The organism is Cupriavidus basilensis, assembly GCF_000832305.1.
GTDB lineage: Bacteria > Pseudomonadota > Gammaproteobacteria > Burkholderiales > Burkholderiaceae > Cupriavidus > Cupriavidus basilensis_F.
This window is the reverse complement of sequence record NZ_CP010537.1, coordinates 67,850-87,224: the sequence shown is the minus strand read 5'-3', so window position 1 is coordinate 87,224 and position 19,375 is coordinate 67,850. Positions and strand designations below refer to the sequence as shown.

Sequence of the window (19,375 nt, the reverse complement as noted above, 5' to 3'; positions counted from 1 at the left end):
GGCACCTGCCAAGAATATGTCTGTCGCCAACCCGACTTCCGCTTCCCAGCGTCCCGCATTGCGCGTTGCGCTGGTGGGCAATCCCAATTGCGGCAAGACCGCGCTGTTCAACCGCCTGACCGGCAGCCGCCAGAAGGTGGCCAACTACGCCGGCGTCACCGTCGAGCGCAAGGAAGGCCATTTCGTCTCGCCGGCCGGCAGGCAGGTGCGTGTGCTGGACCTGCCGGGTGCCTATAGCCTGCATGCAGCCAGCCTGGATGAAGCCATCACGCGCGATATCTGCCTGGGCAAGCGCCCGGGCGAGCCGCGCCCCGACCTGCTGGTGTCGGTGGTGGATGCCACCAACCTGCGCCTGCACCTGCGCTTCGTGCTGGAACTGCGCCGCCTGGGCCTGCCCATGGTGCTGGTGCTCAATATGAGCGATGCCGCGGCCAAGCGCGGCATCCGCATCGACCGCGACAAGCTGGCCGCCGCGCTCGGGGTGCCGGTGGTCCAGACGATTGCCGTCAAGCGCGATGGCGCCGCCAGCCTGCTGGCCGCACTGGACGCGGCCTTGCCGCAAGTGCCGGATGCCGCCCCCGAGCCGGCATCCGACATGGACGTGCACCAGGAGGTCAAGCGCCTGCTGGACGCCGCTGTGACCATGCCGGCACGTACCGCGGCCATGGACGACCGGCTCGACCGCATCCTGCTGCATCCGGTGTTCGGCCTGGTGATCCTGGCCGTGCTGCTGTTCCTGATGTTCCAGGCGGTGTTCTCCTGGGCCACCCCGCTGATGGACGGCATAGAGGGCGGCGTGCACTGGTTCGGCGAGATCGTCGGCAGCCATCTGCCCGAGGGCATGCTGCGCAGCCTGCTGGTGGATGGCCTGATCGCCGGCCTGGGTGCCGTTGTCGTGTTCCTGCCGCAGATCCTGATCCTGTTCCTGTTCATCCTGACACTGGAGGAATCCGGCTACCTGCCGCGCGCCGCCTTCCTGCTCGACCGCCTGATGATGGGCGCCGGCTTGTCCGGCCGCTCCTTTATCCCGCTGCTCTCCAGTTTTGCCTGCGCGATTCCCGGCATCATGGCCACGCGCACCATCCAGGACCCGCGCGACCGCCTCGCGACCATTCTGGTGGCGCCGCTGATGACGTGCTCCGCGCGGCTGCCCGTGTACGCGCTGCTGATCGGCGCCTTCATCCCGGCGCGCACGGTGATGGGGATGTTCAACCTCCAGGGCCTGGTGCTGTTCGCCCTCTATGTGGCGGGCATCGTGAGCGCGCTGGTGGTGGCGTACGTGCTGAAGTATTTCCGCCGTGACCGCACCGACCACCCGCTGATGATGGAGCTGCCCTCGTACCGCATCCCCAATGTGCGCGACGTGGCGATCGGCCTGTGGGAGCGTGCCCGCATCTTCCTGTCCCGCGTGGGCAAGGTGATCCTGACGCTGACGGTGGTGCTGTGGTTCCTGGCCACGTTCCCGTCGCCGCCGGACGGCGCCACCGCCCCGGCCATCGACTTCAGCTTCGCCGGCATGATCGGCCGGGCGCTTGAGCATGTCTTTGCGCCGATCGGCTTCAACTGGCAGATCTGCATCGCGCTGGTGCCTGGCCTGGCGGCGCGCGAAGTCGCCGTAGGCGCGCTGGCCACCGTCTATGCGCTGTCCGGCAGCGAGGACGCCATGGCCAGCCAGCTGGTGCCGATGATCGCCGCGCAATGGTCGCTGGCCACCGCGCTGTCGCTGCTGGCCTGGTTCGTGTTCGCGCCGCAGTGCATCTCCACGATGGCGGTGATCCGGCGCGAGACCGGCTCCTGGAAGGTGATGGCTGCCTCGACGGCCTACCTGTTCGGGCTCGGCTACGTGGCGGCCTTTGCCACGTACCACATCACCCTGATGCTGAGCTGAAGCGAGGACATTGCAGCCATGAGCCTCTACCACGCCGTTGAAACCCTGCTGGTGCCGCTGATCGTGCTGGCCTGCACGATCTCCGTGCTGGCCCGCTATGCGCCGCGCACCCGCGAACGGATCAAGGCCGGGCTGGCTGCGCGCCTGGGTGGCACCGATGCCACCGGATGGCGCCGGCGCGCGGCAGCCTGGCTGGCACCACAGGCCGCGGCCGGCTGCGCGAGCGGCTGCGACAGCGGCGGGTGCAATACCTGCGGCTCCAGCACCGCTGGCAGCGCGCAGCCAGCGCCGGTCACGCAGGCCAGCGAGCAAGTCATCCGCTTCGTGGCCAAGCGCTGATTGGCAGCACGGTCACGCCCCAAAACCCATCGCTGGCCACGTTTTTGATCCACGCAGAAACGGGTACGCTTTGGGTTCGCCGCGCTGGTTCACAGCGTCTTCGGCACCTCCTCCCTCGCTCTTTCCCTCCTCGCCAACATCTGCGTGGCACGATCTCCATCAACAACGGCGCCCGGCAGGAACACATGCCGGGCGCCGCGTGAAAGCTCAGGCCAAAGCTGGGCGCCGCATCAACTCACCGTTCCCGGAATCGTGATGGAAATCGGCTGCAGTTCAGGGCCGGCCGTGCAGGTTGCGGTCACTGTGAAATCGCCGAGCGCCAAAGGCGTCACCACGATCTGCGCGGCATTGACGCCACCCGCGAACGCTACGTTGGCGCTGCTGGTCCAGCTCCAGCCCGTGCAGCCAAGATAGGGCGCGTTGGCGCCGAAATTCATGAGCGTGGCGGTGACGGGAGTCGGCACGGGCAGCGACAGCAGCAGCTTGAGCGGTTGCGGCCCGTTATAGACCAGCGCCCACTTCGGCTGCTCCGTCACGGTCAGGCTGGCCTTGGGCGTGCCCGCTATCTTGCTGCTGGCCGCGCTCACCTGCAGCAAGCTCTGCACGGTGGGCGTGCCGATCACGATGCTGGTGCTCAACGTGGCCTGCCGCGTAGCGGGGTCCGCCGCAACGGAAAGCGTTGGCGAGGTGGCGGCGTAGCGCCAGGTGCCGTCGAAATCCGCGGTGGAATCATGCGAATCGCTGCGGATCACGCGCGCGTTGAAGATCTGCGGATAGCCGTTCAGCACCGACAGCGCGTTGATGGGCACGCCCCCTTGTGATAGCTCGAGCCGGTAGGTGTAGCCAGTGTTCTTCTGCACCGTCACCAGCATCTGCCCGCTGACAGCAATGCCGTTGGGCGCGGTGACCGAGACCGTGACCGTGCCGACCGCGGCGGCGGTATCCGAGCTGTTGACGCCCGTCAGCGATGCGGCATTCTGCGCGGCGCTGACCTGTACGTTGCTAATCGAGCTGGCCCAGGCCCAGTCGTGCACGGCTGCGCTGACGTCGCCGCCGTTGCCATCGACCAGCGTCGCCGTGACCGGCTGTACCTGCCCGTCAACCAGCGACAGGACCGGATTCGACAGTGCGAGGTTGTAGCTGACGGCGGTGGGCTGCACGGCCACCGTGGCCGTTTGCGCGGGCAGTTGCGTGGTGCTGTTGTCCGCCGCCTTGACGGTGGCCACCACCTGGATGGTGGCCGTGCCGACCGCCACACCCGTGATGGTGGCGCTGCCGTTTGCGGCCGGCACCACGGTGGCGATGGCGTTGCTGGACGACGTCCAGGCAAAGGTGCTGGACGACGTGACGTCCGCTCCCTTGCTGTCCACCACCGAGGCCGACATCGAGATGCTGCGGCCCACCCCGACCTGTCCCGAGGTCATCGTGAGCGTCACCGAGTATTTCACCGGAGTGGTATCCGCGGCGGTGCTCGCGGTGGTGGGCGATGCGGCGCCCGAGCTGCCACCGCCGCCGCCACAGCCCGCCATCAGCAATGCCATGGCGGCGCAGGCCAGCCATGCTGGCCACGTCTTGGTGTTTCTCATGATGTCTCCCCGTATGGCGTTGAATCCCGGCCCCCCGCCGACAAAAGCCGAAGCAGGATGCCGCTGGCCAGACTCGTCAGGTTGACGCGACCGGACAGGAAAATGGCGGAATCGGACGGTCGCGTGCTATCCAGGCTAGTCACGATGCGCACGCTTCTGTACCAGCCAAACGGCTGAGCGTTCAGCGCCTATGTACGCTGACGCACGTCGGGGCTCAACCACAAGTCCGTGCTGAAGGCCAGGCGGAGGTGGCTGGCCAGCCGGTTATCCGCAGGGGACCCGGCGCACTCGTCCTTGACGCCCGTTCGCGTTCTCGACTATTCTTGCCGGATGCCGAGCGCTGAACAGCGGGCTCGGCATGCATGACAAGTACAAGTGATCGACGCACCTTGGTAATTGGCATAAGCCGCGCCATCCGCGCCATCCGGGTCATCCGCACCGCTTCCCACACACTACGCAATGCACCAAGCCACCTGCTTCCACCGCCGCGCCGCCGATGCCTCCCGCATCGCTGCAGCCGCGCGCGTGCCGGCAGCAGGTTGCGCGCTGGGTACCGCCATTGCTGTGGTTGCACCGGCCCTGTCGGCGCCGCGTCTTTCCTCCTCGCTACTGCTAGACCTACTGATCGGTTGCCGGGCCTAGTGCCTAGTGGCAGTTCGGCAGCCTCGCGCCACCCTTTTTCCGCATTGGCATTCTGACGCCTTCGCTGTTGAGCGCTTCAACGCCCTGGCGATCCTGCGTCCTGCTTTTTGCTTTTTGCCCTTTGCTTCTTGTGTCTTGCATCTTCCCGCGAGGAAGGAGAACCGTCATGATGTTGCGCAACCCCGCCACCAAATACCGCCCTGCCACTGCCGTAGATATCGCCGACCGAACCTGGCCCGCCAAGCGCATCACGCGCGCGCCGGTCTGGATGAGCACGGATCTGCGCGATGGCAACCAGGCCCTGATCGAGCCGATGAACCCGCAGCGCAAGCTCCGCTTCTTCGAGCAACTGGTCAAGATCGGGCTGAAGCAGATCGAAGTGGCCTTCCCCTCGGCCTCGCAGACCGATTTCGATTTCGTGCGGATGCTGATCGAGGAAGACCGCATCCCGGACGACGTGACCATCGTGGTGCTGACGCAGGCGCGCGAGGACCTGATACGGCGCACCATCGAATCCGTGCGCGGCGCCGCGCGCGCCGTGGTGCACCTCTACAACCCGATCGCCCCCGCGTTTCGCCGCATCGTGTTTGGTGCGAGCCGCGAGGAGGTCAAGGAGATCGCGCTGGAGGGCACCCGCCTGATCAAGGCGCTGACCGACGGCATGCCCGAGACGGCATGGAGCTACGAATACTCCCCCGAGACCTTCAGCATGACCGAGCTGGATTTCTCGCTCGAGGTTTGCGATGCGGTATCCGCGATCTGGCAGCCCGGCCCCACGCGCCCGCTCATTCTCAACCTGCCGACCACGGTGGAATGCAGCACACCCAATATCTTCGCCGACCAGGTCGAATGGATGCACCGGCATCTTGCACGGCGCGCGGACATCGTACTGTCGGTGCACCCGCACAATGACCGTGGCACCGCGGTGGCAGCCGCCGAGCTTGCCGTGATGGCGGGCGCCGATCGCGTGGAAGGCTGCCTGTTTGGCAATGGCGAGCGCACCGGCAATGTCGACCTGGTGACGCTGGCGCTCAATCTCTACACGCAGGGCGTGGACCCCGGGCTCGATTTTTCCGACATCGATGAAGTGCGCCAGTGCGTGGAGGATTGCAACCAGCTCCCCGTGCATCCGCGCCACCCGTATGTGGGCGACCTCGTCTTCACGGCCTTCTCCGGCTCGCACCAGGATGCGATTCGCAAAGGCTTCGCGCAACACAAGGCGGACGCGATCTGGGAGGTGCCTTACCTGCCGATCGACCCGGCCGACCTTGGCCGCAGCTACGATGCGGTGATCCGCGTAAACAGCCAGTCCGGCAAGGGCGGCATGGCCTACCTGCTGGAGCAGGTGCACGGCATCTATATGCCGCGCCGCCTGCAGATCGAGTTCAGCCGCGCGGTGCAGTCGATGACCGACGAGAGCGGGCTCGAGGCCAGCGCCGATGACTTGTATGGCTTGTTCAAGCGCGAATACCTCGAACATGAGGCGCCGCTGCGCTATATGGGCCACCAGATGGTGTCCGGCAGCGACGGCCAGGTGGAGATCGAAGTGGCGTTGCTGCGCGATGGCGAAGCGCTCAGCGCGCGCGGCCGGGGCAACGGCCCGATCGATGCGTTCGTCAGCGGCCTCAACGGCGCGCTGGACATGCCGGTGCGCGTGATGGATTACCACGAGCACGCGCTGTCGTGCGGCGCCAATGCTGCCGCGGCCTGCTATGTGGAAGTGCGGGTAGGAGACTCCGCCACGGGCTTCGGCGCCGGCATCGACGCCAGTATCGTCACGGCATCGCTCAAGGCCGTGGTGTCGGGCGTGAACCGCCACCTGCTTGCAGCCAGCCCGTCGCAGCGCGAGGACGCCCTGGTCGATTGATGCCGCCCACGCCCGGGCTCAAGGCCTCGGCGCAGAAAAACCGGTGTGCCCCGCCCCCACGGGGCACACCCGGAAAGACGCCCTTGCGGGACGCCCACGACATGCTCGTTGCTTGACTGTGCGCACAGCGTAAGGCGGGTGCAAACTCGCCGCCACGAATATTTGCGCATGTCCTTAGAAGCTTGGTCCGGGATTGGAAATGCGAAAGAGCGCTGCGCGGCCCGGGACTGTCGCAACGCGGCGACGCATGCGCATGCGCGCGCCACAGGTGCCCATCTTCTTGCTTTCGGTCAAGGCTCGACCGGAAACGCTGCGCCAAACTGTGCGTGAAGTTTCCTAAAACACGAGCCAACCATCATGAAGAAGCACCTGTATTCCCGTCTGTGCACCACCGCCATCGCCACCCTTGCCTTGCTCGGCGCCGTTGCCGCAACGCCCGCTGCTGCTGCCGATGAAGCGCAGGGCAACTGGATGGTGCGCCTGCGCAGCACCTATCTCGACATGGCCGGCAAGTCCGACCCGATCGGCGGCGTTGGCGCCTCGGACCGCATCACGGTCAACAACAAGTGGATTCCGGAACTCGACGTCACCTACTTCTTCACGCCGCACATCGCCGCCGAGCTGGTGCTGACCGTGCCGCAGAAGCAGAACGTCTACCTCGATGGCAACAAGATCGGCTCCTTCACACATCTGCCGCCGACGCTGCTGGTGCAGTATCACTTCATTCCCAACGGCACGTTCCGCCCGTATATCGGCGCCGGCCTGAACTTCACGCGCATCTGGGGCGCCGACATTGCCAACAATTCGCTGTCGCTCGATAGCTGGAGCGTGGCGCCGGCCCTGCAGATCGGCATGGACTACAAGCTCACCAAGAACTGGTTCCTCAATGCCGACGTCAAGAAGGTGTGGCTGTCGAGCGATGTGAAGGCGGCCGGCGTGAAGGTCTCGAACGTGAGCCTGGATCCATGGCTGTTCAGCATGGGCGTGGGCTACCGCTTCTGACGAAACGCGGTAAGTCGCACCACGGCACAACGAACGCGCGGCGGATCCCGCGTCAGGCTCTGGCTTGGCGCGGGATCTGCCGCAATGCGTTGCGACTCAAGCCATAGAAGCGCGCGACCACGGCCATCTCCGAACCAGCATCCAGCAACGCTTGCGCTGACTTCCGGCTGCGCAGTATCTGCGGGATGCTGGCGAGGAAAACGCTCGCCACGCCCGGGTCGAACTGCGTGCCGGAGCCTGCCGAGACAATCGACAGCGCATCGTCGTCGCTCATGCCGGGGCGATAGCAGCGCGACTCCGTCATGGCATCGAACGCATCGGCGATCGCCACGATCCGCGCGGCCAGCGGGATCTCCTTGCCGGCCAGGCCGCATGGATAGCCCGTGCCGTCGAAACGCTCATGGTGATGGTGCGCGACCTGCGATGCCAGACGCATCAGCGCGTCCGCACTGCCCGCAAGTATGTTCGCGCCGATCTCCGCATGCCGCTCGATCACCTGCCGCTCTTCGGGGAGCAGCTTGCCGGGCTTGAGCAATACGGCATCGGGGATGGCGAGCTTGCCCACGTCATGCGCCGGCGTGACGAGCCGTATGCGCTCGCAGTGCGCCGCATCCAGCCCCATCAGATCGGCAAGGCACGCGGCGATCGTCGCGGTGCGAACGAGATGGCCAGATGCATGCGGATAACGCAGGCAGCCAGCGAGCGTCAGGCTGGCCAGCGTGATAACCGCATGGGGATTCGTAGTCATGGTGCTGAAGCTGGGCGAAGCGCGAGATTCTATGCCTGCCGAGGCATATCGCCAATAGCTGATGGCGAACCACCGGCTGGTCTGTGCGGCCCCGTCCTACCTGAAGGCGCACGGAACGCCTTCCATGCCGCATGACCTGGCGCGGCATCAATGCATCGTGCTGCGGCAGAACGACTCGGCCTACGGCATCTGGCGGTTCACCAAGGGGAAGAGAACCGAAACGGTCAAGTTACGCGGGCCGCTGAGCAGCAATGACGGCGAAGTCACGCTGACGTGGGGACTCGACGGGCAAGGCATCTTGCAGCGGGCGGAATGGGATCTCGCGAAATACCTGCGCAGCGGCCGGCTGGTGTTGCTGCTGGAGGACTATGCATTGCCGAGCGCCGACATCCATGCGGTGTTTCCGCAACGGCACAATATGTCAGCCAAGGTCAGGGCGTTCCTTGACTTCCTGGTGGCGCATTTCGAGGGCAAGCTGGCCAAGGCGCGTGGGGGCCCGAGCGCGTGGTGAGTGAGGGATGCAAGACACCGGCGTCCCCGCTCGCACGGGAACGCCGGCAGGAGCCTGCCTACCGGAATGCCGGCTCGTCAAAACTGCGCAGCTTTCGCGAGTGCAATTGCTCGGCACCGCCCTCGCGCAAGATGCGAATCGCCTCCAGCCCGATCGACATATGCTGGCTCACCCGCTGCCGATAAAACGCATTGGCCATGCCGCGCAGCTTGAGTTCGCCATGCAGCGGCTTGTCGGACACGCATAGCAAGGTGCCATACGGCACCCGCAGGCGAAAGCCGTTGGCCGCGACAGTGGCGCTTTCCATGTCGATGGCAATCGCGCGAGACTGGTTGAAGCGGGCGTACAACGCCTTGGACTTGAGCTCCCAGTTGCGGTCGTCGGTGGAGACAACGGTGCCGGTGCGCATGCGGGTCTTCATCTCGTTGCCGGACAAACCCGTCACGCGCACCACGGCCTCTTGCAGCGCGACCTGGATCTCGGCGATAGGCGGCACCGGCACCCAGGGCGGCAGGTCGTGATCGAGCACGTGGTCGTCGCGTACATAAGCGTGCGCCAGGACGTAGTCGCCGAGTTGTTGCGAGCGCCGCAGGCCGCCGCAGTGGCCAACCATCAGCCAGCAATGCGGACGCAGCACGGCCAGGTGATCGGTCATGGTCTTGGCGTTGGACGGGCCCACGCCGATATTGACCAGCGTGACGCCAAGCTTGTCCTCGCGCACCAGGTGATAGGCGGGCATCTGCGGCAGCGCGCGCGGGCGCAGGGCGTCGTCGGGCTCGGCCTCGCCGCGCTCTTGCACCACATCGCCGGGTTCCACGAAGCGCGCGTAGCCATCCGCGCCTTGCGCGTCTTCGGCGGCCATCAGCGAGCGGCCGAGCGCGATGAATTCGTCGACGTAGCGCTGATAGTTGGTAAACAGCACAAAGCGCTGGAAATGCTGAGGCGCGGTGCCGGTGTAGTGATAGAGCCGCTGCAGTGCCAGGTCCACGCGCTCGCCGGGAAACATCGAGAGCGGCCAGGCTTCGCCGGGCACCGGCTCATAGGTGCCGTTGGCGATGGCGTCGTCGATGCGGCTCAGCTCGGGCAGCACGAACGAGGCTTCGAGCTCGCGCGCCTGGGTGTAGCTGATGTCCGTGGTGGAGGCTTCGATGACGAACGGCAACGGGATCGGGCGGCGGCTGACGCCGACCACCACGGGCACGCGGTGGTAGCGTATCAGGCGCTCGATCTGGTCGCGGTAGTAATCGGCCAGCAGTTCGGGGCGGGTGACCGTGGTGCCGTAGACCCCGGGGTAGGCAACCGTGCCCCAGGATGGCCGGCTGTCGGTGACCATGGTTTCGAGATTGACCGAGATGCCCAGGTAGGGATAGCAGGCATGTGCCGCGGACGGCAGCGGCTGGCCCTGGGCGAAGGCGTCGAAGCGCGCGCGGATCGCGCCGACCGAGGCATCGTAGATTTCACGGATGCGAGCCAGCGCCGCGTCGGCGTCGGAGAACTCGGCCAGCTGATCGGCCGGATGGGCGGAAGAGAAGATCGAGGCATTCATGGGAAACATGATACCCCGCTACAGAGCGGAAGCAACATGGCCCGCCGCAAATTGACGGGCCTTCGCGCGCTCGCTACACTGCCTGCAGTCTTTTTGCGGCCCCGCGCCGCACTCGCCTCGTGACGCCCCCCATCAGAAGGGCAGCGCCGAGTTGCCGTATCTGCTTGCATGGGGAGCCCCGATGGAAATCCGCAATCTGCTGCCAGAAGAGATCGAGGCGGCCAGACAACTCCTTGCGGCAAATGGGTGGGCGCACCGCGTTGCCAACACGGAACGCTTCGCCCGGCTGATCGCCAACTCGCAACGGGTGGTGGTGGCGGTCGATAACGGAGAGATCGTGGGTTTCGCGCGGGCGCTGTGCGACGACATCTCCAACGGCTATCTGTCGATGGTCGCAGTGACGCCGAGCCATCGCCGCCGCGGCATCGGCCGCGCGCTGGTGCGCCACATCGTCGGCAAGGATCCCGATATCACGTGGGTGCTGCGCGCCGGGCGCTCGTCCGAGGCGGCCTTCTTCGGGCAGCTCGGCTTTGTGCCCTCGCTGGTGGCCATGGAGCGCCGGCGCACCTGAGCCGGGCCCCCCGGGCCGGCCTGCCGCTCAACCCTTCATCGCGCACAACCACACATGGCCTCTTCCACCGGTTGGTTTCATTGGGCGTTGCTGTCGGCCGCATTTGCCGCGCTGACGGCGATCTTCGCCAAGATCGGGCTGGAAGGCGTCAACTCGGACCTTGCCGCGCTGGTGCGCACGGCGGTGATCATCGTGGTGCTGAGTGTTTTCGTGGTGCTCACGGGCAAGTGGAGCAACCCGCTCGCGCTGTCGCCGCGGACGTGGATCTTCCTCGTGCTCTCCGGACTTGCCACGGGCGCCTCATGGGTGTGTTATTTCCGGGCGCTGAAGATTGGCGATGCCTCGAAGGTGGCGCCGGTGGACAAGCTGAGCCTGCTGCTGGTGGCGATGTTCGCCGTGATCTTTCTCGGCGAGCGTCCCAATCTGCGCGAGTGGGCCGGCATCGCGCTGGTTGGCGCCGGCGTGCTGTTGCTAGGGTTCAAGCGCTAAGCGGCAACGCGGCACTGGGGTCGCATCGATATTACCGGTCAGTGCGCACCGGCCCGTATTCCACCGGCACCCAGGCGTAGCCCTTGCTCTCCACGCGCACATGGCCGATCCCCGGGAACGGCAGGTGGGCGCCCGCCACCCACAGCTTGCCGCGCGCGGCATCGGCGAAGATCTTCTTGCGCGTGCGCACCGCCTGCGTGCTGTCCGAGTCGAACTCCAGCGCCACCTCTGGGCGGCGGAACTGCACCGCGTGGCTGTGCACGATATCGCCCCACACCAGCAGGCTTTGATTGCCTGACTTGAACAGGTAGGCACTGTGGCCCGGGGTGTGCCCGCGCGCCGGCACCGCGCTCACGCCCGCCACCAGCTGGTCGCCCGCGCCAAAGGTGCGTAGCCGGCCGGCTGCCTGGTAAGGGGCGACGGCGGCGCGCGCCATGGCGAACGAGGACTGCGCGTCCCGTGGTGCGCGCGCGGCGCTGGCTTCGTCCAGCCAGTAGCCCGCCTCGGCCTTGTCGACATACACGTTGGCGTTGGCGAAGACGGCCTTGCCGTCGGCCATCAGGCCGCACACGTGATCGCCGTGCATATGGGTCAGCAGCACCGTATCGACCTGGGCGGGGTTATAGCCCGCCGCGCGCAGGTTCTCGACAACGCGGCCCAGCGTAGGGCCGAAGCAAGCCGCCGTGCCGGTATCGACCAGGATCAGGTTGGCGCCAGTGTTGACAAGGTAAGCATTGACAGCGGTCTGCATGCCGGGCGTGGAGGCCACGAACATGCGCGCGAGCAGGCTCTGTACCTCGCCCGGGCTGGTGAACTTGAGCACCTTGGTGTCCAGGTCGACATAGCCGTCATAGAGCGCGGTGACCTCGAACTGGCCCAGCATCATGCGGTAGTAGCCGGGCACCTGGGTCTTCTGCTTGGCCGGCGGGGCCGCTGGCGGCTGGACCTGCGCCAGCGCGGGCACACCGGCAAGGGCGAGGGCGCAGAACATCGAAAGCGCCGTCAGGCGGCCAGCAATGCGGGGCGGGAGCATAGGACGATCCTTTAGGAGGGCAAGCCACGCAAGACCACGTGCCGCTGCCTGATCAACGGCTGCCTTGCGCCGCGCTGGAACGCAGATACGCCAGCGCCGGTGCCAACTGTGCCACTGCCGGAGCCTGCGCGCAAACATGCGAGGCAGTGCTCCAGGGATAGGGCAGGCGGGCCAGCCAGCCGTCCAGCACCTGTTGCGCGGCGTCGGCGGGCAACACCTCCATGGCCTCGATCACGATGGTGAGTGCCTGCACGCGCCGGGCGCCATCTTGCCCGGAGAACTCCCACGCGTAGCTGCCGCAGCCCACGCGCACGCCGCCGCTGGCCTTGTCGGTCATGCCGACCAGCCAGTCGCAGCCATAGCGTTGCGCATCGGCCGCGGGCGGGGCCTCTGCCAGGCAGAACGTGTAGACATTGTCGTAGCTCTGGCCGAAGCGCCGCACCAGCACGTCGCTGATCGTGGCCAGGCCTTCACTGCGTGCCGGGAACGTGATGGCCTCGGACTTGACCGTCATCTCCAGCGTGGCATCAGCAGCGAAGGCGTGCGCCATCAGATGGGGGCGGTTCTCGTCCTTGGCGCGAATATAGGTGCGGATCAGGGCCTGGGGATCGAGGGAGCCGGGAAACGTCGATGCGGGTGCGTTCATGCGTGCCTTGCGTGCGCCTGCGGCCGGTCGGAGGCTGCCGCGCGGCCATGGTTGAGTGGTTGGCGGCATGGTAGCCCGCCTCCCGCGCCAGCGGTGGCGCGGCCCTCCCGCCAGCAAGGTTGCTTCGGCATGCGCCGGTTCCCGCGATCGCACCGGCCTGGTTGCCTTTGCTTCAAGACCTTTCGTCACGAGCACGTCATCAAGCCGACATAGATTGTGGCCCTGCCGCCGCCCGCCCCCACAGGCGGGCGGCAAACGAGAACACACGAGAACAAACGAAAACAACGAACGGGTGAAGGATCGATGATCAAGCGAAAGCAATGGGCTGCAGTGGCCTGTACCCTGGCAACGGCAGCGCTGGCCGCCTGCGGCGGCGGCGACCAGACGCAGGCTGCGCAAGCGGGCGGCGCCAGCACCGCAGGCAATGGCAGCAATGGCGGCGCGGTGACGCAGCCGGCCGCGCTCACGCCGCTGGCGGGCGGCTCGCTCTATGTCGGCGCGGTGAGCTTCGGCGATACCGTGTCCGTTGCGCTCGACCAGCCGGCCGCCGGCCAGGTCACGCTGCGCTTTCTCGATTCCCGCTTTGGCCTGGGGGGCACGCTGGTGGGCAGCTACACGCGTAGCGGCGACACCTACAAAGTCACCACGCTGGCGGCGGCCAGTGCCGACGTACCCGCGGCCCTGGCCACCGCCGCGAGCGCCATCGGCTTTGAGTTCGTGGTCGATTCCGGCGTGCTGTCCGGTGCGCTGGGCCAGGTGCCCAACCTCCTCGCGGGCGGCGGCGCGCTGCTCCAGGGCCACGTGAGCGCGGCCAACAAGGGCGCGCAACTGAGCGATGTCGCGGGCGTCTACAACTATCTGCGCCAGGCAGGCGCCACGGCCGTCGTGGGACAGGTCAAGATCTCCGCGAACGGGACAGTGCGCGCCTGCGCCGGTGCCGCCTATGCCGACAATTGCGCCGGCGGCGAAAACGGCACGCTCGCCGCGGACGCCGACCAGCAGCGCTTCCCCGGCGCCTTCGCCGTGACGCTGGGCGGCAGCAAGATCGGCCGCCTCTTCGTGGCACGCCAGGATGGCCAGGCAACGCTGTTCGTCGACGAAGCCGCCAGCAATGCCGACGGCAGCCCGCGCAACGGCAGCTGGGTGCTCAAGAGCGCGCAGGCCATTGCCGCTGGCGCCGCCGACGGCGACTGGCTATGCGCCGAGGCCGAGCTGGACGACGGCAACGCGGCCACCGGCCGCACCCGCCGCAACATCGTGTCGATCGCGGGCAACCGGCTCGCCGCCGATAATATCGCCACGGACGTCACGCTGAACTACAACGCGGCCATCGGGGCCATGGGGGCCAGCGGCGCCATCGCCACCGGTGCCAACGGGCTGATCTCCGGAACCTGGCAGGACACCGTCGCCGCGCAGCAGCAAGCCGCGTCGCTAGCGCTGCTGCCGGTCACCGCCAAGCTGGCCTACCAGCTGCGTGACGTGCCCGGCGCCAAGCGCCGCCTCCAGGGCGTTTGCACGCCGCTGGCCGCGCAAACCCCGACCACCACCTACCTGCAAGCCAAGGCCGGCGATATCGTGCAGGTCACGCTGGCCGACCTGCGCCCGACCCAGCCGGCCATCGGCTTCGACCAGATCTACTACAAGCTGGGCCGCTACGCTGCCGACCCGGCCAAGAAGTTCGACGATGCCTGCGAGGCCAACGGCCAGAACAAGGCCAGCGCGACGACCGCTGCTTCGCGCCTGGACAATCTCGCCTCCTTCACCTGCACCAAGGCGGTCGGCAACAAGCCCGCGGATATGAAGACCATGGTGATCGGCCCGGCGGGCAAGCCGTACCTGACCGACGGCCATCACACCTTCACCAGCATGTGGGAAGCGGCCGATGGTGGCCCGCAGGCGAAGATGTGGATCAAGGTGCAGGACAACCTGGCCACGCAGGATCGCGCCACGTTCTTCCGCACGCTGCGCGAGCGCAAGCTGATGTGGCTGAAGGACACCGCCAACCGCCCGGCCACGCCGGCCGAACTGCCGCCGTCGCTCGGCCTGCGCAACGGCCTGGGCAACGACCGCTACCGCTCTCTGGTGTATTTCACGCGCGACATCGGCTACCAGCAACTGGCGGATGCCACGGAGTTCACGGAGTTTTACTGGGGTGACTGGCTGCGCCAGCGCGTCAACCTGGACAACTACCGCCTGGACGACACCGCGAGCTACCTGAGCGCCGTGCGCGCGGGGGCCACCGCCATGGTGGCGCTGGCCCCCGCCGATTTGGTGAGCAGCGGCAGGACCGCCGCGGCGCTGGGCGGGCTGACGGTGCTCAACGAGACGGAGTTCACGGCGTTGTCGCAGCCGGTGGGCAGCGCCAAGCCCGGCAAGCTGCCGTATGCGGTGGGCTACAAGGCGACGCTGGCCCAGTAAGCTGGCCTGGCCGGCTCGCCGTGCGGGTGGATCGCACGGCGAGGCGCCAGATTCGCTTTGAAATGGCCTCTTATTCAGGCTGGATGTTGGCGGCCTTGATGATGCGGCCCCACTTGGCCGATTCCTGCGCCTGGAACTTGGCCAGCTCTGCCGGCGTGCTGGTGAACACGTCGGTGCCGGTGGACCGGTAGAAGTTTGCCGCGGTCTCGCTCCTGGCGGCCTTCACCATCAGGGCGTTGAGCTTGTCCACCACCGGCTGCGGCGTCTTGGCCGGCGCGTAGGCGGCGAACCAGTAGCTCATCTCATAGCCCTTGACGCCGGCCTCGTCGATGGTCGGCACATTGGGCGCCAGCGGCGAGCGCGTCTTGCCCGACACACCCAGCGCCTTGAGCTTGCCGCTCTTGACCTGGGGCAGGCCGGTGGCGGTATCGGTGATCATCATCTGGATCTGGTTGCCCAGCAGGTCGGTGATGGCCAGCGGGTTGCTCTTGTAGGGCACGTGCAGCAACTGCACATGCGCCATTTGCTGGAACAGCTCCCCGGCAATGCGCGAGGACGAGCTGCCGCTGCCAAAGCTGAGCTTGCCCGGCTCCTTCCTGGCCAGCGCGATGAATTCCCCCACATTGCTGACCGGCAACTGCGGGTTGACCACCATGATCTGGCCGCCACGGCCCAGCGCGGTCACCGGCACATAGTCCTTGACCGGATCGTAGGGCAGCTTCTTGAACAGATGCTCGTTGGCCGCATGCGTGGTGTTGGTGCTGATCAGCACGGTATAGCCGTCCGGGCTGGCCTTGGCCACGTCGCTGGCAGCGATAAAGCCGTTGGCGCCGGGCTTGTTGTCGACCACCACCGTCACCTTGGCATCGACCGTAATGGCCTGGCCGATCGCGCGGGCGAGCTGGTCCGTGGCGCTGCCGGCGGCGAACGGCACCACGAAGCGAATCGGCTTATCCGGAAACTCCGCCTGCGCCGGGCCGGCCAGCAGCGCGAGCGCCGCGGCGGCGATGCCGGTGACCACCTTCAGGCGGGAGGCGGGCTTGGTGTATGCGGACATCTTTGGTCTCCTGTTCGAATCTGGAATCGTTCTGGTTTGTCGTTCTGGTATGTCGCTTTACTTCGGTGTTCTGCTTCCGTGTTGTGCTTCTGTGTTGTGCTTCAGCCAGCGCCGGCCAGCCGCGGGGGCAAAGGGATTTCCAGTTGCAGCAGCAGGAAAGACAGCGCCTTGCCGTGCGTATCGAGGTTGAGGGCATCGTTCACGCCGCCGTCGAGCACGCCGTCGATGACGAAGTTCATCGCCTGCAGCGAGGACACCAGGTAGCGCTTGACCGCCGCCGGCTGGCGGTAGCGGAACAGCGCCGCCACCGCGTCCTCGGTGACATGCGCGACAAGGTGGTCGAAGTCGCGCGCGTCGTAGGCGATCACGCTGATGTTGGAGCGATCCCCCTTGTCGCCCGTGCGTCCGTGCGCGAGCTGGTAGAGCGCGATGGTGGTAGGGGTAGCGGTTGCGTTCATGGCAGCAGGGAGTGGCTTGCGGTGACGGCGCTGCGCGGCACCAGGCAGGACATGGCGTTCAGCCGCGCGCGCAACGCGGTGCGCACACCGCCGCCGCCGGCGGGGCCGCAGGTGTACAGCGCATTGACTTCACGCAGCAGCGCTTCGGCCACGGGCTTGTCCTCATGCGCCAGCGCGGCGCGCAGGCGTACGTCCTGCGCCTGTGCCTCGCCGGGTTGTGTTTGTTGCAGCAGGCGGCCGCCATCGTCGGCAAAGACGCTCAGCACACCGATCAGGTCAAAGCGGATCGGCACCGCATGGCCGAGCAGGTCCATGCGCTTGCGCACGATCTGCGCAGCCAGGCGCGCGCGCGCCGCCGCGTTCGGGCCGGCGTAGGAGATCTCGCCTTCCGCGATCCAGCCGCCTTCGTAGAACAGGTTGGCCTTGAGCTGCTCGGGCCGCTCAAAGCCACGCACATTGCGCACCGCCACGCGGTCCGGGCCGATCTGCTCGACCGTGGCCGCGCTGATGTCGGCGATGACGTCAGGCGTCAGGTAGGCGGCGGGATCGTGCACCTCGTAGAGAAGCTGCTCCTTGACCGTGCGCAGGTCCACGCAGCCGCCCGTATCCGCCGCCTTGCTTACTTCGATATTGCCATCTTCATCCAGGCGCACGATGGGATAGCCGACGGCATGCACATCCGGCACGTCCTTCATGCCGGGATCGGCGAAATAGCCGCCGGTGACCTGCGCCCCGCATTCCAGCAAATGCCCGGCCATGGTGGCGCGCGCCAGCCGGTCCCAGTCCTGCCACGACCAGCCAAAATGCGCCATGGCCGGGCCCACTGCCAGCGCGGGATCCGCCACGCGGCCGCACACCACGACCTGCGCGCCGGCGCGCAGCGCATCGGCAATGCCCTGCGCGCCAATGTAGGCGTTGGCGCAAACGAAGCGTGCCTCCGGAAAGCCCGCGCCCACAATCTTGCGCAGCACCGCCCGGCCCGCATCGTGCGAGAGATCGTCGCCCTCCACCACCGCCACCCGCGGCGGTGCCAGGCCCAACTCCGCCGCCAGCGCGCGCACGCGCTGCGCTGCGGCATGGGGATTGGCCGCGCCGAAATTGCCGACGATGGGAATGCCGTTGGCCAGGCACAACCCCAGCACCGGCGAGAGCAAGGCGTCGAGCAGGGGCTCGTAGCCGTGGGCGGGATTGTTGCGGCGCGCCAGCTGGGCCAGCGCCAGCGTGCGCTCGGCCAGCGTCTCGAACATCAGCACGGCCGGCCCGCCCGCTGCGATCAGCGTGCGCACCACGGGCAGGGCGGCGTCGGTGCGGTCGCCGGAGAAGCCGGCGCCGGAGCCGATCAGCAAAGGGGCGGTCATAGGATGAAAGCCAGGTGAGAACCGGGTGAACTAGAGGTGGCCGCGCGCGGGAATGCTGGCCGATGCGGCTATTCTAGACGCGGCACCGTCAACCAAAAAGCGGATAATTTGGATTAATCTATCGACTTTCCAGATTAAACCGAAGCCGCTGGCGCTTGCCAATGAACCTCTCCGTCAAACACCTGCGCGCCTTTGTGGCCCTGGTCACGCACCGCAACTTCACCCGCGCGGCGCAGGCCTGCCACTTGTCGCAATCCGCCTTCAGCGCGCTGATCCAGACGCTGGAGGAGCAAGCTGGCACGCGGCTGTTCGAGCGCACCACGCGCCACGTGGAGCTTAGCGTGGAAGGACGGCGCTTCGAAGACGTGGCGGCGCGGCTGCTGGCCGATTTCGAGACCGCCTTCGCGGAACTGCGCGACCATGCCGAACGCCGCAAAGGACGCGTCTCGATCGCCGCGCTGCCCTCGCTGGCGGCAGGCGACCTGCCGCCGATCCTGGCCGCCTTCCACCAGCGCTACCCCGGCATCACCATCGAACTGTTCGACCTGCTGGCGGACGGCTGCATCGACCTGGTCAGGCGCGGACGCGCGGATTTTGCGCTGGCGCCCGCCCCCGCGCAGGACAGCGACCTGCGCATCGAGCCCTTGGTAACAGACACCTTCCACCTGGTCTGCCCTGCCGGCCATCCCCTGGCCAGCCGGCGGCGCGTGACACCCCAGGCGCTGGCAGGCCTGCCCTTTATCCAGCTCTCCCGCACCAGCAGCGTGCGCCAGCACCTGGATGCCGCGCTGCATCCACTCAAGCTCAACGGCGTCATGGAAGTGGAACACCTGGCCACCGTAGCCGCGCTGGTAGCCGCCGGACTTGGCGTAACCGTGGTGCCAGCCCTGGCGCTATTCCAGTTCCAGCAAGAAAGCCTGGCAATCCGCCCAATGCAGTTGCCTTCGCTGGTGCGGGACATCTGCCTGGTGCGCTTGAGAGAGAGGGGAGATTCGACAGCAGCGGCAGCGATGATTGAAGCGCTGCAGGCGCATTTCAAGAAGGGGAAGGCGTAATCGACGAGATGGTCCTGCGCACCGACGAGAACCAGCACAAGCATGGCGCCAGCCCCGCGATCCGGTGTAGCCGTGATTGCCGCCCCCAGGCGGCAATCACCCCAGCGCGATGCGAAGCGAGCCGTCAAGGTGTACCAGGCCGTATGGGGCGCCTCGGGGTA

17 protein-coding genes are annotated in these 19,375 nt (G+C 66.9%); 9 read left to right on the top strand and 8 right to left on the bottom strand.

Annotated features, from left to right (window positions below; genetic code table 11):
- Positions 1 to 16 precede the first annotated feature (16 nt).
- Positions 17 to 1,888, top strand: coding sequence for a ferrous iron transport protein B (gene feoB / locus RR42_RS21220; RefSeq protein WP_043352759.1), 1,872 nt, complete (start codon positions 17 to 19; stop codon positions 1,886 to 1,888).
- Positions 1,889 to 1,906: 18 nt separating this feature from the next.
- A complete protein-coding gene (locus RR42_RS21215) occupies positions 1,907 to 2,227 on the top strand; it encodes a DUF6587 family protein (RefSeq protein ID WP_043352757.1) in 321 nt (106 codons plus the stop codon).
- 230 nt (positions 2,228 to 2,457) lie between these two features.
- Here the strand turns inward: RR42_RS21215 and RR42_RS21210 are convergent, their stop codons facing one another.
- Positions 2,458 to 3,813: a hypothetical protein gene (locus RR42_RS21210; protein WP_052494839.1), complete on the bottom strand. Its 1,356-nt coding sequence runs from the start codon at positions 3,811 to 3,813 to the stop codon at positions 2,458 to 2,460.
- A gap of 811 nt (positions 3,814 to 4,624) precedes the next feature.
- On the opposite strand from RR42_RS21210, the gene leuA reads away from it, so the two are divergent.
- Together leuA and RR42_RS21200 are read left to right on the top strand one after the other, a co-directional pair.
- Positions 4,625 to 6,322 carry a 2-isopropylmalate synthase gene (gene leuA / locus RR42_RS21205; protein ID WP_043357532.1) on the top strand — a complete coding sequence of 566 codons (1,698 nt, stop codon included), beginning with the start codon at positions 4,625 to 4,627 and terminating at the stop codon, positions 6,320 to 6,322.
- A gap of 357 nt (positions 6,323 to 6,679) precedes the next feature.
- Positions 6,680 to 7,324, top strand: coding sequence for an OmpW/AlkL family protein (locus tag RR42_RS21200; protein ID WP_043352755.1), 645 nt, complete (start codon positions 6,680 to 6,682; stop codon positions 7,322 to 7,324).
- A 52-nt stretch (positions 7,325 to 7,376) separates the two neighbouring features.
- On the opposite strand, the gene RR42_RS21195 is transcribed toward RR42_RS21200, so the two are convergent.
- Entirely contained in the window at positions 7,377 to 8,072 is a 696-nt protein-coding gene (locus RR42_RS21195; protein WP_043352753.1) for an HD-GYP domain-containing protein, read from the bottom strand.
- 61 nt (positions 8,073 to 8,133) lie between these two features.
- Here RR42_RS21195 and RR42_RS21190 point away from each other — a divergent pair, with 61 nt between their 5' ends.
- Positions 8,134 to 8,583, top strand: coding sequence for a LysR substrate-binding domain-containing protein (locus RR42_RS21190; protein ID WP_419188904.1), 450 nt, complete (start codon positions 8,134 to 8,136; stop codon positions 8,581 to 8,583).
- A 58-nt stretch (positions 8,584 to 8,641) separates the two neighbouring features.
- Here the strand turns inward: RR42_RS21190 and RR42_RS21185 are convergent, their stop codons facing one another.
- Entirely contained in the window at positions 8,642 to 10,138 is a 1,497-nt protein-coding gene (locus RR42_RS21185; protein WP_043352751.1) for an AMP nucleosidase, read from the bottom strand.
- A 172-nt stretch (positions 10,139 to 10,310) separates the two neighbouring features.
- Here RR42_RS21185 and RR42_RS21180 point away from each other — a divergent pair, with 172 nt between their 5' ends.
- Entirely contained in the window at positions 10,311 to 10,700 is a 390-nt protein-coding gene (locus RR42_RS21180; RefSeq protein WP_043352749.1) for a GNAT family N-acetyltransferase, read from the top strand.
- Positions 10,701 to 10,754: 54 nt separating this feature from the next.
- Positions 10,755 to 11,189, top strand: coding sequence for an EamA family transporter (locus tag RR42_RS21175; RefSeq protein ID WP_043352746.1), 435 nt, complete (start codon positions 10,755 to 10,757; stop codon positions 11,187 to 11,189).
- 31 nt (positions 11,190 to 11,220) lie between these two features.
- Here RR42_RS21175 and RR42_RS21170 read toward each other — a convergent pair whose 3' ends face one another.
- Both RR42_RS21170 and RR42_RS21165 read right to left on the bottom strand, forming a co-directional pair.
- Entirely contained in the window at positions 11,221 to 12,222 is a 1,002-nt protein-coding gene (locus RR42_RS21170) for an MBL fold metallo-hydrolase (protein ID WP_043352744.1), read from the bottom strand.
- A gap of 52 nt (positions 12,223 to 12,274) precedes the next feature.
- Positions 12,275 to 12,868 carry a hypothetical protein gene (locus RR42_RS21165; protein ID WP_043352740.1) on the bottom strand — a complete coding sequence of 198 codons (594 nt, stop codon included), beginning with the start codon at positions 12,866 to 12,868 and terminating at the stop codon, positions 12,275 to 12,277.
- Positions 12,869 to 13,171: 303 nt separating this feature from the next.
- On the opposite strand from RR42_RS21165, the gene RR42_RS21160 reads away from it, so the two are divergent.
- Positions 13,172 to 15,286, top strand: a complete 2,115-nt coding sequence (locus tag RR42_RS21160; protein ID WP_052494838.1) for a ParB/Srx family N-terminal domain-containing protein — start codon at positions 13,172 to 13,174, stop codon at positions 15,284 to 15,286.
- A 70-nt stretch (positions 15,287 to 15,356) separates the two neighbouring features.
- Here the strand turns inward: RR42_RS21160 and RR42_RS21155 are convergent, their stop codons facing one another.
- From RR42_RS21155 to RR42_RS21145, 3 genes are all read right to left on the bottom strand, one after another.
- Entirely contained in the window at positions 15,357 to 16,343 is a 987-nt protein-coding gene (locus tag RR42_RS21155) for a Bug family tripartite tricarboxylate transporter substrate binding protein (protein WP_043352737.1), read from the bottom strand.
- A 101-nt stretch (positions 16,344 to 16,444) separates the two neighbouring features.
- The gene (locus RR42_RS21150) at positions 16,445 to 16,801 is read right to left on the bottom strand and encodes a hypothetical protein (RefSeq protein ID WP_043352733.1); all 357 of its coding nucleotides are present in this window, start codon (positions 16,799 to 16,801) and stop codon (positions 16,445 to 16,447) included.
- Entirely contained in the window at positions 16,798 to 18,159 is a 1,362-nt protein-coding gene (locus RR42_RS21145) for an acyclic terpene utilization AtuA family protein (protein WP_043352730.1), read from the bottom strand. The genes RR42_RS21150 and RR42_RS21145 overlap by 4 nt, the downstream gene beginning before the upstream one ends.
- Before the next feature lie 161 nt (positions 18,160 to 18,320).
- Between RR42_RS21145 and RR42_RS21140 the strand changes: the two genes are divergently transcribed.
- The gene (locus tag RR42_RS21140; RefSeq protein ID WP_043352725.1) at positions 18,321 to 19,214 is read left to right on the top strand and encodes a LysR family transcriptional regulator; all 894 of its coding nucleotides are present in this window, start codon (positions 18,321 to 18,323) and stop codon (positions 19,212 to 19,214) included.
- The last annotated feature ends 161 nt before the right edge of the window (positions 19,215 to 19,375 follow it).

Excerpts from the sequence above, each read along its gene's own strand:
- RR42_RS21150 (WP_043352733.1), bottom strand. The coding sequence starts at position 16,801 with ATGAACGCAACCGCTACCCCTACCACCATCGCGCTCTACCAGCTCGCG.
- RR42_RS21185 (WP_043352751.1), bottom strand. The coding sequence starts at position 10,138 with ATGTTTCCCATGAATGCCTCGATCTTCTCTTCCGCCCATCCGGCCGAT.
- RR42_RS21190 (WP_419188904.1), top strand. The coding sequence starts at position 8,134 with ATGGCGAACCACCGGCTGGTCTGTGCGGCCCCGTCCTACCTGAAGGCG.
- RR42_RS21165 (WP_043352740.1), bottom strand. The coding sequence starts at position 12,868 with ATGAACGCACCCGCATCGACGTTTCCCGGCTCCCTCGATCCCCAGGCC.
- RR42_RS21160 (WP_052494838.1), top strand. The coding sequence starts at position 13,172 with ATGATCAAGCGAAAGCAATGGGCTGCAGTGGCCTGTACCCTGGCAACG.
- RR42_RS21200 (WP_043352755.1), top strand. The coding sequence starts at position 6,680 with ATGAAGAAGCACCTGTATTCCCGTCTGTGCACCACCGCCATCGCCACC.
- RR42_RS21140 (WP_043352725.1), top strand. The coding sequence starts at position 18,321 with ATGAACCTCTCCGTCAAACACCTGCGCGCCTTTGTGGCCCTGGTCACG.
- RR42_RS21180 (WP_043352749.1), top strand. The coding sequence starts at position 10,311 with ATGGAAATCCGCAATCTGCTGCCAGAAGAGATCGAGGCGGCCAGACAA.
- RR42_RS21215 (WP_043352757.1), top strand. The coding sequence starts at position 1,907 with ATGAGCCTCTACCACGCCGTTGAAACCCTGCTGGTGCCGCTGATCGTG.
- RR42_RS21210 (WP_052494839.1), bottom strand. The coding sequence starts at position 3,813 with ATGAGAAACACCAAGACGTGGCCAGCATGGCTGGCCTGCGCCGCCATG.
- RR42_RS21170 (WP_043352744.1), bottom strand. The coding sequence starts at position 12,222 with ATGCTCCCGCCCCGCATTGCTGGCCGCCTGACGGCGCTTTCGATGTTC.
- RR42_RS21195 (WP_043352753.1), bottom strand. The coding sequence starts at position 8,072 with ATGACTACGAATCCCCATGCGGTTATCACGCTGGCCAGCCTGACGCTC.
- RR42_RS21145 (WP_043352730.1), bottom strand. The coding sequence starts at position 18,159 with ATGACCGCCCCTTTGCTGATCGGCTCCGGCGCCGGCTTCTCCGGCGAC.
- RR42_RS21175 (WP_043352746.1), top strand. The coding sequence starts at position 10,755 with ATGGCCTCTTCCACCGGTTGGTTTCATTGGGCGTTGCTGTCGGCCGCA.
- leuA (WP_043357532.1), top strand. The coding sequence starts at position 4,625 with ATGTTGCGCAACCCCGCCACCAAATACCGCCCTGCCACTGCCGTAGAT.
- feoB (WP_043352759.1), top strand. The coding sequence starts at position 17 with ATGTCTGTCGCCAACCCGACTTCCGCTTCCCAGCGTCCCGCATTGCGC.
- RR42_RS21155 (WP_043352737.1), bottom strand. The coding sequence starts at position 16,343 with ATGTCCGCATACACCAAGCCCGCCTCCCGCCTGAAGGTGGTCACCGGC.